Source organism: Streptomyces sp. A1277, assembly GCF_004795015.1.
Lineage (GTDB): Bacteria > Actinomycetota > Actinomycetes > Streptomycetales > Streptomycetaceae > Streptomyces.
Map to the genome: position 1 here is coordinate 19,835 of NZ_SSBI01000021.1, position 14,563 is coordinate 34,397.

The 14,563-nt window shown below is 71.7% G+C and carries 13 protein-coding genes and 1 pseudogene; 8 read left to right on the forward strand and 6 right to left on the reverse strand.

Translation table 11 applies throughout. The annotated features are described in order from the left end of the window. Window positions 1-55: 55 nt before the first annotated feature. Window positions 56-874, reverse strand: a complete 819-nt coding sequence (locus E6R18_RS16160; protein ID WP_136317586.1) for a PhzF family phenazine biosynthesis protein — start codon at window positions 872-874, stop codon at window positions 56-58. 131 nt (window positions 875-1,005) lie between these two features. Here E6R18_RS16160 and E6R18_RS16165 point away from each other — a divergent pair, with 131 nt between their 5' ends. From E6R18_RS16165 to E6R18_RS16185, 5 genes and pseudogenes are all read left to right on the forward strand, one after another. Continuing rightward, complete coding sequence (locus tag E6R18_RS16165; protein ID WP_136317587.1) at window positions 1,006-1,698, forward strand: HEAT repeat domain-containing protein; 693 nt, start codon at window positions 1,006-1,008, stop codon at window positions 1,696-1,698. 6 nt (window positions 1,699-1,704) lie between these two features. Further along, the gene (locus tag E6R18_RS16170) at window positions 1,705-2,709 is read left to right on the forward strand and encodes a MerR family transcriptional regulator (protein WP_168712369.1); all 1,005 of its coding nucleotides are present in this window, start codon (window positions 1,705-1,707) and stop codon (window positions 2,707-2,709) included. Between the two features lie 289 nt (window positions 2,710-2,998). After that, window positions 2,999-3,738: pseudogene (locus E6R18_RS16175) on the forward strand (TnsA-like heteromeric transposase endonuclease subunit). Then, window positions 3,726-5,801, forward strand: a complete 2,076-nt coding sequence (locus tag E6R18_RS16180) for a Mu transposase C-terminal domain-containing protein (RefSeq protein ID WP_136317588.1) — start codon at window positions 3,726-3,728, stop codon at window positions 5,799-5,801. The pseudogene E6R18_RS16175 and the gene E6R18_RS16180 overlap by 13 nt, the downstream one beginning before the upstream one ends. Next, complete coding sequence (locus E6R18_RS16185) at window positions 5,798-6,817, forward strand: ATP-binding protein (RefSeq protein ID WP_136317589.1); 1,020 nt, start codon at window positions 5,798-5,800, stop codon at window positions 6,815-6,817. Before E6R18_RS16180 ends, E6R18_RS16185 begins: the two co-directional genes overlap by 4 nt. Window positions 6,818-7,943: 1,126 nt before the next feature. Here the strand turns inward: E6R18_RS16185 and E6R18_RS16190 are convergent. Then, window positions 7,944-8,513, reverse strand: a complete 570-nt coding sequence (locus E6R18_RS16190) for a DinB family protein (RefSeq protein WP_136317590.1) — start codon at window positions 8,511-8,513, stop codon at window positions 7,944-7,946. A gap of 265 nt (window positions 8,514-8,778) precedes the next feature. On the opposite strand from E6R18_RS16190, the gene E6R18_RS16195 reads away from it, so the two are divergent. After that, on the forward strand, window positions 8,779-9,405 hold the full coding sequence (locus E6R18_RS16195; RefSeq protein WP_136317591.1) for a PadR family transcriptional regulator: 627 nt from the start codon (window positions 8,779-8,781) through the stop codon (window positions 9,403-9,405). A 105-nt stretch (window positions 9,406-9,510) separates the two neighbouring features. Here the strand turns inward: E6R18_RS16195 and E6R18_RS16200 are convergent, their stop codons facing one another. Then, window positions 9,511-9,942, reverse strand: a complete 432-nt coding sequence (locus E6R18_RS16200) for an SRPBCC family protein (protein ID WP_136317592.1) — start codon at window positions 9,940-9,942, stop codon at window positions 9,511-9,513. 78 nt (window positions 9,943-10,020) lie between these two features. Further along, window positions 10,021-10,221 carry a hypothetical protein gene (locus E6R18_RS16205; RefSeq protein ID WP_136317593.1) on the reverse strand — a complete coding sequence of 67 codons (201 nt, stop codon included), beginning with the start codon at window positions 10,219-10,221 and terminating at the stop codon, window positions 10,021-10,023. A 186-nt stretch (window positions 10,222-10,407) separates the two neighbouring features. On the opposite strand from E6R18_RS16205, the gene E6R18_RS16210 reads away from it, so the two are divergent. Continuing rightward, the gene (locus E6R18_RS16210; RefSeq protein ID WP_136317594.1) at window positions 10,408-11,421 is read left to right on the forward strand and encodes an EamA family transporter; all 1,014 of its coding nucleotides are present in this window, start codon (window positions 10,408-10,410) and stop codon (window positions 11,419-11,421) included. Window positions 11,422-11,464: 43 nt separating this feature from the next. On the opposite strand, the gene E6R18_RS16215 is transcribed toward E6R18_RS16210, so the two are convergent. Then, window positions 11,465-12,160, reverse strand: coding sequence for a pyridoxamine 5'-phosphate oxidase family protein (locus E6R18_RS16215; protein WP_136317595.1), 696 nt, complete (start codon window positions 12,158-12,160; stop codon window positions 11,465-11,467). Between the two features lie 35 nt (window positions 12,161-12,195). Between E6R18_RS16215 and E6R18_RS16220 the strand changes: the two genes are divergently transcribed. Then, window positions 12,196-13,527, forward strand: a complete 1,332-nt coding sequence (locus E6R18_RS16220; RefSeq protein WP_136317596.1) for an aminotransferase class I/II-fold pyridoxal phosphate-dependent enzyme — start codon at window positions 12,196-12,198, stop codon at window positions 13,525-13,527. On the opposite strand, the gene E6R18_RS16225 is transcribed toward E6R18_RS16220, so the two are convergent. After that, complete coding sequence (locus E6R18_RS16225; protein WP_136317597.1) at window positions 13,518-14,558, reverse strand: DMT family transporter; 1,041 nt, start codon at window positions 14,556-14,558, stop codon at window positions 13,518-13,520. The genes E6R18_RS16220 and E6R18_RS16225 overlap by 10 nt on opposite strands. Window positions 14,559-14,563: the final 5 nt, after the last annotated feature.

Genomic DNA, 14,563 nt, shown 5'->3' on the forward strand with positions numbered 1-14,563 from the left:
AGCGCGGTCGTGGGACACGGGGGCGTACGGGGTGGTCCGTACGCCCCCGCCGTTGTCACGGGGCGACGAGCAGCTCGCCGTCCAGGACCGTGACCGCGTGGCCCGTCAGCAGGGTGCGGGCGCCGCGCAGCGAGGTGCGGACGAGTCCGGAGCGGGCGGACGCCTGGAGTCCGGTCAGTTCGTCGCGGCCGAGCCGGGCCGACCAGAAGGGGGCCAGGGCGGTGTGGGCGCTGCCCGTCACCGGGTCCTCGTCGATGCCCACCGCGGGGAAGAAGCCGCGCGACACGTAGTCGTACGCCGCGCCCGGCGCGGCGGCTGCCGTGGCGATGACACCGCGCCGGGAGAGGCCGGCCAGCGCCGCGAAGTCGGGGACGAGGCCCCGTACCGCCGCCTCGTCCTTCAGCTCCACGAGCAGGTCGCCCACGTGCGGGCCGGTGTCGTGGACGGACAGCGGCTGGGCACCGAGCGCTTCGGCGAGCCCGGCGGGCGCGGCCTCGGGGATCAGTGGCGCGGTGGGGAAGTCGAGCGTGACCGAGCCGTCCGGGTGCGCGGTGGAGGTGAGCGTGCCGCAGCGGGCGGCGAAGCGCACGGTGCCGCTCGCGGCCCCGGTGGTGTGCAGGACATGGGCGGTGGCGAGCGTGGCGTGGCCGCACATGTCCACCTCGGTGACCGGCGTGAACCACCGCAGCGCCCAGTCCGCCGCGCCAGCCGGCGGCAGGGGGTGGGCGAACGCGGTCTCGGAGAGGTTCAGCTCGGCGGCGACCCGCTGGAGTGAGCCGTCCTCGGGGAAGCCCTCGGGGCCGAACAGCAGGACGCCGGCCGGGTTGCCGGTGAAGGGGCGGTCGGTGAACGCGTCGACGGTACGAATCCTCATGCCCCGACCGTAAGCGCGGGGCGAGCCCACGGACCAAGGCCAATTCGGGGTCGGCGGCCCGGAAACGAGCCTCGGCTTGACCTTGTCACAGTGACAAGCACTTCACTCGTGCTGACGAGGAGGTGGTCCGGATGACCATGCCGAACGAGGACACGACCATGACGCGTGCGCTGCGGGGGCTGGGGCACGCCGATGCCTCGGTCCGGCTGAGGGCGGCGCTGGCGGTGGGCTCGGCCCCGGACCCGCGGCTCATCGACGGGCTGGTCGAGCGGTGCGGGACCGAGCCGGACTTCTCCGTACGAGAGATGCTGACCTGGGCGCTCACCCGGCACCCGCCCGCCCTGACGGTCCCCGCGCTCGTCGGTGAACTCGGCTCGGACCGCGCCCAGGCCCGCAGCCAGGCCCTGCACACGCTGTCCAAGACCGGGGAGAGGACGGCGGAGGGGACCGGGGAGCGGCAGGCGTGGCCCGCCATCACCCGGGCGCTGCTGACCGACGCCGACGACGAGGTGGCGCGGGCCGCCTGGCGGGCGGCGGTCGTCCTGGTACCCGAGGGCGAGGAGCCCGGGCTCGCCGAGGCGCTGGCGGAACAGCTCGGGCGCGGCGGGCGGGAGACGCAGCTGAGCCTCAGCCGCGCGATGATCGCGCTGGGCGAGGCCGTCGAGCCCGTCCTGAGCACCGCGACGGCGCACCCCGACCCGCAGGTGCGGCAGCACGCGCTCGCCACGCAGCAGCTGCTCCGTGACCCGGATGCCGGGTTCGAGTTCGCGATCGAGGAGGCGAAGCGCATGGTGGCCCTGGGCGGTTACGGTCAGGAGGGGTGACGCGCGGTGCTGATCGGTGAGGTGGCACGGAGGTCCGGGGTCAGCGCCCGCATGCTCAGGCATTACGAGTCGCTCGGCCTGGTGCGGCCCACGGGGCGCAACGACGTCGGCTACCGGGAGTACTCCGCCGCGGACGTCCGGCGGATCTTCCACATCGAGAGCCTGCGGTCCCTGGGGCTGACGCTGCGCGAAGTCGGGCGCGCGCTGGACGATCCGGGCTTCAGCCCCGCGGAGCTCGTCGACGATCTCACCCGCCGGACGCGGGAGCGCATCGCGAGCGAGACGGAGCTGCTGACCCGGTTGAGCCGGATCGGCGCCGCCGAGCCCGAGGACTGGGACGGGGTCCTGCGCACCGTCGCCCTGCTCCAGGCGCTGGGGTCCAGCAGCCCCGGCACGCGCCAGCGTGCGGCGCTCTCCTCGGTGGACGAGGCATCGGTGCCGGTGGGGGCCCTGGTGGACGCGGTCCTCAGTGAGCGTGACCCGGTCGTGGCCGGCGCCCTGCGGTGGGCCCTGGCCCAGGCCGGCGGCGGACTCGTCCTGCTCGCAGAGGGCCTTGCGGCGCCCGCGGCCGAGGTCCGTGCGCGGGCGGTCCTGGCCATCGCCGAGACCCCGGGCGATGCGGCGACCGCGCTGCTCCGGGCGGCCCTGGCCGACCCCGACCTCGCGGTCCGCAGGCGAGCGGCTCCGGCGCTCGGGGCGCGCGGGGTGGCCGATGCGGTGCCGACGCTGGTCGACATGGTCGCGGAGGAGGTCCGGGACGTCGAGGCGGCCGACACGCTGGCCGCGCTGGCCGCCGCCCCGGAGACCGCCGAGCGCATCGCCGCCGGCCTCGTCGCCCGCCTCGCCGACAGCACCCTGGGCCCGTCCGCCCGCCGCGGCCTCACCCAGGCGCTCGCGGACATCCCCGGAGCCACGGCGTCGGGCGCGCTCGCGGAACTGACGCGGGACGAGGACAGGGGCGTGGCGCTGACCGCAGGGTACGTGCTCGGGCTGCGGGGCGAAGGGCGGTAGCCCTCCCGCGGCTGCCCGGGTTCCGCGGCGGGATACACCTCGGGGCCGGTGAGGCCGGCGCTGTCCGTCTGCGGGCGCTGCCCTCGGACACGCCCCTCACCGGCCACTGCCGATGAGCGCAGCCACGCCGGGGTCAGGGGTGTGCGGGGAACGGCGCGGGCGGGCGTGACCTGGTGTCAGTTAACCCTGATCGATTGCCACTGATGAATGATCAACGCTAGTTTGTGCCACCAAAGGATGATCACCTGACGTACAGCAGGCGGGGGACGTGGTGGGGGCACTTGTCGGTGTGTTGGACGAGGCTCCCTTACGGCCTTTGACCTGGCTATTTCCGTCAACGGCTCGCTTGTACGCCGGTCGCTGGGGTCGAGTTGGGACACGCCCTTTGAAGCTGCGGATCCGGTACGGGAGTTCAGCTGGCGCAAGGACGGTCACGGGTTCGCCGGGTGGTACTACTCGGCGACGGTCCGGGATCACGTGGGCTACGAGTCATGGCTGGAGAGGGACCGGCTGATTCTGCTGGACCGTGATCCGCACGTGGCCGCGATCGTCTCGCAGCCGTTCTGGCTGCACTGGCACGACGGCATCCGCAAGCGTCGGCACGCTCCCGACTACTTCGTCCGGCTGTCCGACGGCCGCGCCCGCATCGTTGACGTCCGGGCCGAGGACGAGATGGATGAGGCGACGCAGGAGGCGTTCGACGCGACCAGACATGCCTGCCGGGCCGTGGGCTGGGAGTTCGAGTGGGCCGGACGGCCCGAACCGGTGTTCATGGCGAACGTCCGCTGGCTGTCCCGGTATCGGAGGGCCCGTTGCGGCCGGCCAGCGGTGGTGGCGGATCGGCTCCTGGAGGTCTTCCGCGAACCGATGGGGCTCTGGGACGGCGCCGGGCTGGTCGGTGACCGTCTGCAGGTTCTGCCGGTGCTGTTCCATCTGCTGTGGTCCGGTGCCTTGAAGACGGACCTGGTGGGAGGACTGATGGAGACCGACAGCCTAGTCTGGACGGAGGGAAACACATGGGCAGCCTGAAGCGGCCGCCAGCCTTGGCGGTCGGCCAGCGGGTCCGGTTCGAGGGCCAGGTCAGGGGGGTTCTCGAGGTCACCGCACAGGCGGCGGTGCTGGAGGACGCTGAGACACCGCACCGAGTGGTCGCCCTGATCGATCTGTTCGAGACGGCGAACTTCGAGATCCTTTTCCAACCCGAACGTATGCCGCTGCCTCCGTCCGGCCTGCTGGAGACCTTCGATCCCGAAGTGATGAAGCGGGCACTGTGGTGGGAAGGGCACATCCTCGAGGTCCTGCACGGGCTGCCGCCCGGCGCCGAACCCGGCACACCGCCGCGGCCAGGTTACGGACCGGGCACGTCGGTGACCTCGCGCCAGAAGAGCAAGGCGGCCGAACTCGCGGCCCTCGGCCATGAGCTCAAGTCCGGGGCGGTGGGGCTGCGGCGACGCCGTTACATGGAGGACGGCCTGGTCGGACTGGCCAGGCTCGTGGACCACCGGCCGGGGCGCAAGCGCAAGGAGTTCGGTGACGCACCGGATGCCGTCGTTGCAGCGATGCGGCAGGCGATCAAGGAGGGCGTCGAGACCTCGACACGCAACGGGTCCTACCTGATCTGGAGGACTGGGGAGATCTTCCGGGACAACGGCGGTGACCTGGCCGAACTGCCGTCGCGGCGGACGCTTTACCGTCTGCTGGACAGGCTGGCGGCGGGCACGCACGCGACCGGGTCGGCGGTTACCCGGAGGTCGATGGCCCATGGGGCTGCTGCCCCGTTCGGAGAGCTGACGGTGTCGGCTCCGGGCGAGGTCATGCAGATCGACTCCACCCCGCTGGACGTCATGGTCCGCCTCGACGACGGAGTGGTCGGCAAGGTCGAACTGACCGGAATGATCGACGTCGCGTCCAGGACGCTGACCGCGGCGGTGCTCAGGCCCACCACGAAGTCGGTCGACGCCAGCGTGCTGCTGGCCCGCACCGTCACGCCGGAACTGATGCGGCCGGGCTGGATCGACGCACTGAAGATGTCGCGCTCGGTGCTGCCGCACCGCCGCCTGCTGACGATCGACGAACGCCTCGAGCACGCTGCGGCCAAGCCGGTGATCGTCCCGGAGATGATCGTCTGCGATCACGGCAAGGTGTTCATCTCGCACAACTTCCGGGCGTCCTGCCGGTTCCTGGAGATCGACTTCCAGCCCACGCACAAGGGCTCGCCCTTCGAAAAGGGGCACATCGAGAAGATGCTGGGCTCCGTCGCGACGATGTTCGCCCAGTTCCTCCCCGGCTACACCGGCCGCAACACCGACCACCGCGGCCGGCATCCCGAGGAGGAGAACCTGTGGTCACTGCCCGAACTCCAGGACCTGCTGGACGAGTGGATCGTCGCCAAATGGCAGAACCGGCCGCACGAGGGCCTGCGCGACCCCAGCCACCCCGGACGCCTGTTCACCCCCAACCAGAAGTACGCCGCCCTGGTCGAGGCATGCGGCTACGTCCCGGTCGCGCTCAGCGGCCAGGACTACATCGAACTCCTGCCCGCGGCCTGGCGGGCCGTCAACTCCTACGGCATCCGGATCAACAACCGCACCTACGACGCCCCCGAACTCGGGCCGATGCGACGCCGCGACTCGGGCATCACCGCCAAACGCGGGCTCTGGGAGGTCCACCGTGACCCCTACGACGTCTCCCGCGTCTGGGTACGCAATCACCGCGGCGACGGGGAATGGGTCCAGGCGACCTGGAAGTACTTGAACCGCACCCCGGTCCCCTTCGGCGACCTGGCCTGGGACCACGTCAGCCACCAACTGCCCAAGGCCACCGAGGAAGAACTCGCCGAGGCCGTCGCTGACCTGCTCACCCGCGCACACGCCGGCCCCGCCCGGCCGACGGCGAAGAAGAGCCGGAAAGCCGCAACGGCCAAGAAGGACCGCCGCGTCGCGGCCCGCACCAAGGCCACCACCACGCCGCCACCGCCGAGCACGCAGGACGAACCCGCCCCGCATGAGCCGGCGGACGACGAGGAAACCATGGCCGAGGTGATCCCGCTGGGGCTCTTCGACCCGCTCGAGGACCCTTGGAAGAGATCATGACGACGATGCCCGACAGCGGCCCGCACGACGACTTCGGCCAGTACCTGACCGTCCTGCCCGGCTGGCAGCAATTCGTTGCGTCGACGAGCCGGACCACGATGACCTTGCTGACGAAGAACGAGTACGACGCCCTGAGTAAAGAGGAGAAGTACGACTACGACGACGACCGGCTCGACCACCACGGCCGTCTCCAAGTGGTCGCCACCTCTACTGTCCGCCGCACCGTCACCTGCGGACGTCGCCTGACCGTCCTCAACCGCGGTGCCATCAGCGCACGCCGCGGCTTGATCGTCACCGGTCCGGCCAACACCGGCAAAACAATCGCTCTGACCCAGCTCGGCCTGGCCCACGAACTCCAGGACCGTCGCCGGCACCCCGGGCAGGACGAGCGCATACCGGTCATCTACATCACCGTTCCACCCGCCGCGACACCCCGCATGATCGCCGCCGAGTTCGCCCGGTTCCTCGGCCTCCCGGTCCTGCGAAGCTCCAACATCACCGACCTCACCGAAGCCGTGGTCGGCGTCTGCACCAAAGCCCGCACCGGCCTCGTCCTGGTCGACGAGATCCACAACATCTCGCTGCAGACTCGTGTCGGAGCCGACGCGTCCGACACACTCAAGTACTTCTCCGAGCGGATCCCGGCGACCTTCGCCTACGCGGGCATCGACATCGAGGACAGCAGCCTGCTGACCGGCACCCGCGGCGACCAGATCGCCGCCCGCTTCACAGGGGTGGACACCCACCCCTTCCCCTACAACGCGGAATGGAAGGCCCTGGTCGCCCAGCTGGAGACGAACCTCCTGCTGCACCAGCGCAAACCCGGCACCCTCACCCGCCTGGACCGGTTCCTGCACACCCGCACCGGCGGCATGATCGGCACCCTGTCCCACCAGCTCCGCGGGGCCGCCGTCGACGCCATCCTCACCGGCACCGAGAAGATCACCAAAGCCGGTCTGCTGGCCGTCGACCTCGACATCGCCTCCCGCCGCAAACAGCCCGGCATCGACGGATGACGTCGCCGGCCCCGGACACCGAGGTCGCCCACCTTCCGTTCACGGTCCGTCCGCAGCGCGGAGAAGGAGCCGCCTCGTTCATCACACGCCTTGCCAAGGCGAACTTCCTTCCTCCCGCCTACCTGCGGAAATACCTTGCCGAACCACCCCAACACCTCGGCAAACCAACCTGGCCACGCCTCGCCGCTGCCGCCGGCCGCGACCCGGCCGATCTTCAGCTGATCCTGAACACAATCGAGTGCAAGGAATGCGGAGCCCCGATCCGGCGCAAGTCGATGTTCGGCGCCAAACCCCTGACCTGCTCGAGGGCCTGCCGACAAAGGAGACACCGCAAGCGATACCCCGCCAGCGAGTGGCGCCGGGAACCCTGCCGGATCTGCGGCAAAGTCATGCGGATGCAGTTCGGCCAGCGCCGTCCGCTCTGCTCGTCGGCCTGCCGACGGACCGCCTACCTCGAACGACAGCAACGCAACCAACAGACCGTCGAGGCGTCTTCGAACCCGGAGGACGACTCATCGTCGGCCTGTCCGGTCTGCGAAGGCCCCTTGGCGCCGAGCACCGCGAAGAGCCGACGACGCACGTGCTCGCAACGCTGTCGTCAGTCCGCCTACCGCTGGAGAACAAGACCACCCCGTCCCCCCGCCCCACCCCGGGAACCGGAACCGACGCCTGCCCGCACATGCGAGATCTGCGAACAGCCACTACCTCCTGGCCGCGGACAGTCACGGCGGCGCACGTGTTCAGCCCGATGCCGGCAGCGGGCCTACCAGTCATCCGCAGAAGCACGAGCGGCAACACCCCCGAGCCCCGTCCCGTTGCCGGGACCCGCGGCTCCACCCAAAACGGTCGGGGCGAGGGCTGACGCCCTCGCCCCGACCCGCAACGAACCCCTCGAAGCACCACGCTGCCCAGTCTGTTCAGGCCCTATGCCAGAAGGAAGTCGCAGGTCACAGCGCCGGACATGCTCCCAGCGCTGCCGCCAGAAGGCATATCGACGACGGAAGACGACGCTGTCCTGTCCCGAAGAAAAACGTGGGGAAGGTTGAAAGGCCTCTCGGCGGCAGCAGCCACGGAACGTCACGTAGGCCACGTAGATTTCCGAAGCTCGATCGCCGGTTACCGAAAGTTATATTCGGCGCGGTACGGCTCCGTCCTGCCAGCGGTAGAGGTCGCGCAGCAGGGAAATCTCGGCGCCATGATGGATCAGCTCCCTGTTGACGTGCAGGACTCTGTTCTCCATGGGAAACCGCTCGGGACCCATCGCGGGCGGGTTCTCCAGGTCGGCATCCGAGAGCTCGCGGACCCCCGCGTTCCATCGCCCGTACATCTCATCGAGCTGTTTCAGCGCCTCGTCAGCGGTCCCCGCGTAGGCGAACGCCTCGGAGTCGAAGTCCCGGCCGCCGAAGTACCACTCGACCCGATAGGCCAGGCACGAGACGATGACGTGCCCAAGGCGCCAGGCGATCGTGGTCACCGGCGCCGGTTCCGGCACCAGGTCGGGGGACGCGTAGTCCAGCGTCCATTCCCCCGAACCGTCCGACATCGGTGCGGCCGACGTGCCACGTGGGCGGATGCTCCAGCAGCCGCCCACCGGCTCCCAGAAGTACTCCTCGTCGGTGAGACCTTCCAGCCGTGGCCGCAGGTTCTTGCGCCAGTACCAGTCCAACTGCTCCGCGAGCCGCTCGCTTCTTGTCATTGCCGCACACTACAGACCCGCCGAGCAGAGTGATCGTCGCCGTCTGCGGTCATCCTCCACTGTCACAAACCCTGCGGACAGTCATCCCTAACTGGCACAGAAGTCAATTGATCCGCCTTTGCTGGCAATCGATCAACATCCACTGACACAGGTCAGCGGACGAGCCACGGCCACCGGGTTGCCATGCGAACTATTCCGATATATCGTTGAGCCATCGCGACAGGTCGGCGATACATGAAAGATCAACGTGAGAAGGAGAACGGTCATGCGTTCACATGGATATGAGCACGGGCACGAACACGGTCATGGGCGCGGGCGCGGGCGCGGCCCGGGTGGGCCCGACGAGCGGCGGGGTGACTTCGAGGGGCGTCGGGCGGCGTTCGGGCCGTTCGGTCCGCCGTTCGGCGGCGGCCCGTTCGGTGGCGGGCGCGGTCGGGGCGGTGGCCGGGGGCGGGCGCGGCGCGGTGACGTGCGGGCGTCGATCCTGGCGCTGCTCAAGGACCGGCCGATGCACGGCTACGAGATGATCCAGGAGATCGGCGAGCGCAGTGGCGGGGCCTGGCGGCCCAGTCCGGGGTCGGTGTACCCGACCCTCCAGCTGCTGGAGGACGAGGGCCTGATCACCAGCGCGAGCGAGGGCGGCAAGAAGCTGTTCACGCTCACCGACACCGGTCGCACCGAGGCCGAGACGGGGCCCGAGGCGCCCTGGGAAGAGGCCGGGCGCGGTGTCGACTGGGAGGGCGTGAACGAGATCCGGCAGGCCGGGTTCGGTCTGATGGAGGCGTTCGGGCAGGTCTGGAAGACCGGCTCCACCGATCAGCGCGAGAAGGCGCTCACGGTCATCAACGACGCCCGCAAGAAGCTGTACCTGATCCTCGCCGACGAGCACTGAGCCCCGGACCGGATCGTGGGCGGTGCGACGGCCGGAGGGGGAGTTGCGGGGAAGGGGGCCCGGCGGCAGACCGCCGGGCCCTTCCCGTGCCGGGGGAGCGGTCGTTCAGGCGACGATCAGGCCGTCCAGCTTGCGCAGCGACTCGTTGAGCGCGGCCGTCGCCGAGTCCCTGAGCTTGCCGGCCATCAAGGAGACCGCCGCGCCGGTGAACTCGCCGTCGATGCGGAGCGCGGTGGCGTCCCCGTCCGGGGTCAGTGCGTAGCGCATCAGCAGGTTCACGCCCATCGGGCCCTTGCCCGTGGTCGTCAGCAGCCGGCCGGTCTCCAGCTCCGACACGGTCCACGTCACCTCGGCCGGGAAGCCCATGAGCTTCATGTTCTCCTCGTAGGTCGCCGCGAGTTCCAGTGCGGCCGGGCCGCCCTTGGGGAAGCTGGTGTGGGTGGCGTTCCACTCCCCGTACCTGCTGAAGTCGGTGAGCTGGGCCCAGACCTTCTCGGCCGGTGCTCCGATACGTGTCTCTGCACTGACTTCGGCCATGCGACCACCCCTTCGCTTCGGGTTACGGTGTCGCGGAACGTAGCCGCAGCGGCCGGAACATTCAATACTGACGAAGCGTCAGTTCTGTGCGGCCCGCTCCGGACCCGCACGCCGGATCAGTGCCGCGTCGAAGCGGTCGGACGCGCGCGGATGCGGCCCGTCGTCGTGGCAGTGGAACGCGGCCCAGAACAGATCCGCGGGCAGCGCGTCCAGGGGTGCGTGGACCCGGTAGACGTAATCGCGCCCGTCGAGCGCCGGCAGGGACACCAGCCAGCTCACCCCGCCCCCTCCCGTCGCGCCGCGAACAACCGCTCCTGCCTGTGGGACGTGTACGGGCGGGCCCCCGGTTGCTCCGTGCCCGGAGGCTGTGTGGGCGTACGTCAGGGGCGCGGATGACATCGGAGTGTTACCTCGGTCAGGTGTCACAGGGGTGACGCTCCTGACCCCAGCTGCCATGATGTGCCGATGCACGCGTCTCAGGGGAGAAGCGCCGGCCTGGGACTCGCCCTCGCCTCGGCCTTCGCATTCGGCGGTTCGGGAGTGGCGGCCAAGCCGCTGATCGAGGCGGGGCTCGACCCGCTCCACGTGGTCTGGCTGCGCGTGGCGGGCGCCGCGCTCGTCATGCTGCCCGTGGCCTGGCGCCACCGGGCGCTGGTACGCGGCCGGCCCGTGCTGCTGCTGGGCTTCGGGCTGCTGGCCGTGGCCGGGGTGCAGGCATGCTACTTCGCCGCCATCTCCCGCATCCCGGTGGGCGTCGCGCTGCTGGTGGAATACCTGGCGCCGGCACTCGTCCTCGGCTGGGTGCGCTTCGTCCAGCGGCGGCCGGTGACCCGGGCGGCGGCCCTCGGCGTCGTGCTCGCGGTCGGTGGCCTGGCCTGCGTGGTCGAGGTGTGGGCCGGGCTGAGCTTCGACGTCGTCGGGCTGCTGCTCGCGCTCGGCGCCGCCTGCTGCCAGGTCGGCTACTTCGTCCTCTCCGACCAGGGCGGCGGCGAGGCGTCGCCGGGCGGTGCGGAGCCTGCGCATCCGGTCGGGGTCATCGCCTACGGGCTGCTCGTCGGGGCCCTCGTGCTCACCGCGGTCGCGCGCCCGTGGGGCATGGACTGGTCGGTGCTCGGCGGCGGCGCGGCCATGGACGGCACGCGGGTGCCGGCCTGGCTGCTGCTGGTCTGGATCGTGCTGCTCGCCACCGTCATCGCGTACGTCACCGGTGTGGTCTCCGTGCGGCTGCTGTCCCCTGCGGTCGCGGGCGTCGTCGCCTGCCTGGAGGCGGTCATCGCGACCGTGCTCGCCTGGGTGCTGCTCGGCGAACACCTGGCCGCCCCGCAGCTCATCGGCGGCGCGCTCGTCCTGGCCGGCGCCTTCATCGCGCAGTCGGCCACCCCCCGGCCGCCGTCCGGACCCGTCGCCTCGGGACCCGGCGGCGCGGTCGGGGAGGCCGGTGAGGACACGTCCGGCGAGCGGGCCGCCGCCGGGCGGTAGGGCCGTGCGGGTGGTGGCGGGCCCGGGAGGCGGCGTAGGCCGGTCAGAGCGTGTTCAGGTACGCGGGGACCTCGATCGCGGGGTCCAGGTCGTCGGCCGGGACCGGCGCGGCGTAGGCGGGGGCGACGGGGACGACTCCGGACCAGTGCGGCAGGGCGAGGTCGCGGGGCTCGTCGTTCGGGCCGCCCGTGCGGATCTTGGCGGAGACCTCGCGCAGGTCCAGCCGGATCACGGCCGTGGCCGCCAGTTCCTTGCCGTCCGCGGGCCGCGCGTCCTTGGAACGCCCCGGCACCACCTGATCCACGATCGCGTCGAGGGCGGTGCGCCGCTCCCCGGGGTCGGTCACCGTGTACGCGGTGCCGTGGACCACCACGGAACGGTAGTTGAGCGAGTGGTGGAAGGCGGAACGGGCCAGCACCAGGCCGTCGACGTGCGTCACCGTCAGGCACACGGGCAGCCCCGCCTCGCTCCCGTCCGCCGCCCGCAGCGGCCGCGAGCCGGTCGAGCCGTGGACGTAGAGCCGTTCGCCGACCCGGCCGAAGAGGGTCGGCAGGACGACGGGCGCCCCGTCGCGCACGAAGCCGAGGTGGCAGAGGTAGGCGGCGTCGAGTATCGAGTGGACCGTTTCGCGGTCGTACGAGGCCCGCTCGCGCGACCGGGTGGGGACCGTGCGGCCGGTCGGCTCGTAGCCGGCCGCGCTGTCCGGGGACATGGTCTGCTGGGGTGCGGTCTCCGGCATTGCGGACTCCATTGCACTAGTGCATACTGTTGTTTGTGCTAGGAGAGTATCGGATCAGTGGGCGGCGTGCAGCCGAAATCGCCGCCAGTGTGGAGCAGGGGGTCGCCTCCGGGGAGCTGGCTCCCGGTCAGGTCCTGCCGCCCATGCGGGAGTTGGCCATCCGGTTGGAGGTCAACCCCAATACGGTCGCCGCGGCGTACCGCATCCTGCGCGAGCGCGGGGTGATCGAGACCGCCGGGCGCCGGGGCAGCCGGGTCAGGCCGCGCCCGGCGAGCACCGCGCGCGGGTCGATGCGGGTCGAGGCGCCGCCCGGGGTGCGGGACCTGGGCGAGGGCAATCCGGACCCGGCGCTGCTGCCACGGCTGGGCGAGGCGTTCGCCTCGGTCGCGCAGGCGTACGCCCGGGAGCCGGGGATGTACGCCCAGGCGCCCGTCGACCCGGAGTTCGCGGCGCTCGCGCGCGCCGCAATGGACGCCGACGGCGTTCCGGCCGGGCCGGTGATCGCCACCTCGGGGTCGCTCGACGCGATCGAGCGGGTGCTCGTCGCCCATCTGCGGCCGGGCGACCTGGTCGCGGTCGAGGACCCCGGCTGGGGCGGGCTGCTGGACCTCGTGCCCGCGCTCGGCATGCGCCCCGCCCCGATGGCGCTGGACGACGAGGGGCCGCTGCCGGACGCGCTCGACGCGGCGCTGCGAGCGGGCGCGCGGGCCGTCGTCGTCACGGACCGGGCGCAGAACCCGACGGGTGCGGCGGTCTCCGAGGGGCGGGCCGCGGAGTTGCGGGCGGTCCTCTCCGGGCACCGGGGCGTCCTGCTCATCGAGGACGACCACGGGCACGCCATCGTGGACCTGCCCGTGTATCCCCTGGCGGGGGCGACGGACCGCTGGGCGTTCGTCCGCTCGGTGGCCAAGGCGTACGGGCCGGACCTGCGGGTCGCCGTGATGACCGGGGACGCGGTCACCGCCGACCGGGTGTCCGGGCGCCAGCGGCTGGGCCCCGGCTGGGTCAGCCGGCTGCTCCAGCGGACCGTGGTGCACCTGTGGCGGACGGACGCGGTGGACACGCGCGAGGTGGCCCGGTCCTACGCCCGCCGCCGCGACGCGCTCGTGCGGGCACTGGCCGACCGGGGCATCGAGGCGTACGGGCGCAGCGGGATGAACGTGTGGGTCCCGGTCAGCGACGAGACCGGGGCGGTGGCGCGGCTGCTGCACGCGGGCTGGGCGGTGGCGCCCGGGGCGCGGTTCCGTATCTCCGCGCCCCAGGGCATCCGGCTCACCGTCTCGCCGCTCGCCGACGCCGACATCGGACCCCTGGCGGACGCGGTGGCAGCGGCGGCGGGGCCCGCGCGCCCGCTGAGCTACGGCTGAGGTGGTGAGCCGGTCACGGATCGGCGCGGGGGAGCGGCGGCGGGGGCGGCCGGGGCGGAGCGGCGCCGGCTCTGGGTGAGCGCGGCACCCGCCAGGACGACGAGCGCGCCCACGGGGGTGTTCCAGCTCAACTGCTCGCCGAGCACGGCCACTCCGGCGGCGGTGGCGATCACCGGGATGAAGTAGGTGACCATCTGCGCGGTCGTCGGCCCGACCTCGTTGACCAGCCCGTACTGGAGGAGCACAGCGACCCCCGTGCCCAGGGCCCCCAGCGCGACGACGGCCAGGGTGGGCAGCAGCGGAAAGCCCCCGGGGGCGGAGGAGAACAAGGGGGTCACCAGGGCGAGTTGCGCCGTGCCGAGAAAGAGCTGGCTGCCGGTGAGGGCGAGCGTGGACGCACCGCTGCCCGCCAGCGTCCGGCGGACGTAGATCCAGCCGACCGGGTAGCTCAGCGAGGCCAGGAGCGCCATGGCCGTGCCGCTGAAGTCCAGCCCGGAGAAGCCCTGCCAGGCCCCCAGCACCGTCAGGACGCCGAGGAAGCCGAGCCCGAGACCGGCGACGCGGCGGCGGGTCGGCCGGTCCTCCGAGAGGGCGACGAGCGACAGTGCCATGCCCCACAGGGGCGAGGTCGCGTTGCAGATGCCGGCCAGCGTCGACGGGATGCTCAGTTCGGCATAGGCGAAGAGGGAGAACGGCAGGGCGTTGAGGAAGAAGGCCGCGACGGCCAGATGGCCCCAGGTGCGCGCGGAGCGCGGCAGCCGTTCCCGCTTCACCACCATGACCACGGCCAGAACGGCCGTCCCCGACAGGAGCCGGCCGAACGTGACCTGGAACGGGGCGTACCCGTCGGTCCCGACCTTGATCAGGAGGAAGCTGAATCCCCAGATGAGCGAGAGCGCCGCGAAGCGCAGCCGCCAGTCCAGCGCCGGCCGGGGCACGGGGCCGGTGGGGGCGGCGGTCTGTGCGGGGGCTGGGGCTGCCGGTGCGGCGGGCGGCTCGGTGGTGGGCCCGGGTGCGGGCGGTGCGCTCATGAGAT

What these genes read in the sequence shown, in the direction of transcription:
- E6R18_RS16160 (WP_136317586.1), bottom strand. Translation starts at nt 874, where the DNA reads ATGAGGATTCGTACCGTCGACGCGTTCACCGACCGCCCCTTCACCGGC.
- E6R18_RS16180 (WP_136317588.1), top strand. Translation starts at nt 3,726, where the DNA reads ATGGGCAGCCTGAAGCGGCCGCCAGCCTTGGCGGTCGGCCAGCGGGTC.
- E6R18_RS16190 (WP_136317590.1), bottom strand. Translation starts at nt 8,513, where the DNA reads ATGACAAGAAGCGAGCGGCTCGCGGAGCAGTTGGACTGGTACTGGCGC.
- E6R18_RS16165 (WP_136317587.1), top strand. Translation starts at nt 1,006, where the DNA reads ATGACCATGCCGAACGAGGACACGACCATGACGCGTGCGCTGCGGGGG.
- E6R18_RS16210 (WP_136317594.1), top strand. Translation starts at nt 10,408, where the DNA reads ATGCACGCGTCTCAGGGGAGAAGCGCCGGCCTGGGACTCGCCCTCGCC.
- E6R18_RS16225 (WP_136317597.1), bottom strand. Translation starts at nt 14,558, where the DNA reads ATGAGCGCACCGCCCGCACCCGGGCCCACCACCGAGCCGCCCGCCGCA.
- E6R18_RS16200 (WP_136317592.1), bottom strand. Translation starts at nt 9,942, where the DNA reads ATGGCCGAAGTCAGTGCAGAGACACGTATCGGAGCACCGGCCGAGAAG.
- E6R18_RS16195 (WP_136317591.1), top strand. Translation starts at nt 8,779, where the DNA reads ATGCGTTCACATGGATATGAGCACGGGCACGAACACGGTCATGGGCGC.
- E6R18_RS16215 (WP_136317595.1), bottom strand. Translation starts at nt 12,160, where the DNA reads ATGCCGGAGACCGCACCCCAGCAGACCATGTCCCCGGACAGCGCGGCC.
- E6R18_RS16185 (WP_136317589.1), top strand. Translation starts at nt 5,798, where the DNA reads ATGACGACGATGCCCGACAGCGGCCCGCACGACGACTTCGGCCAGTAC.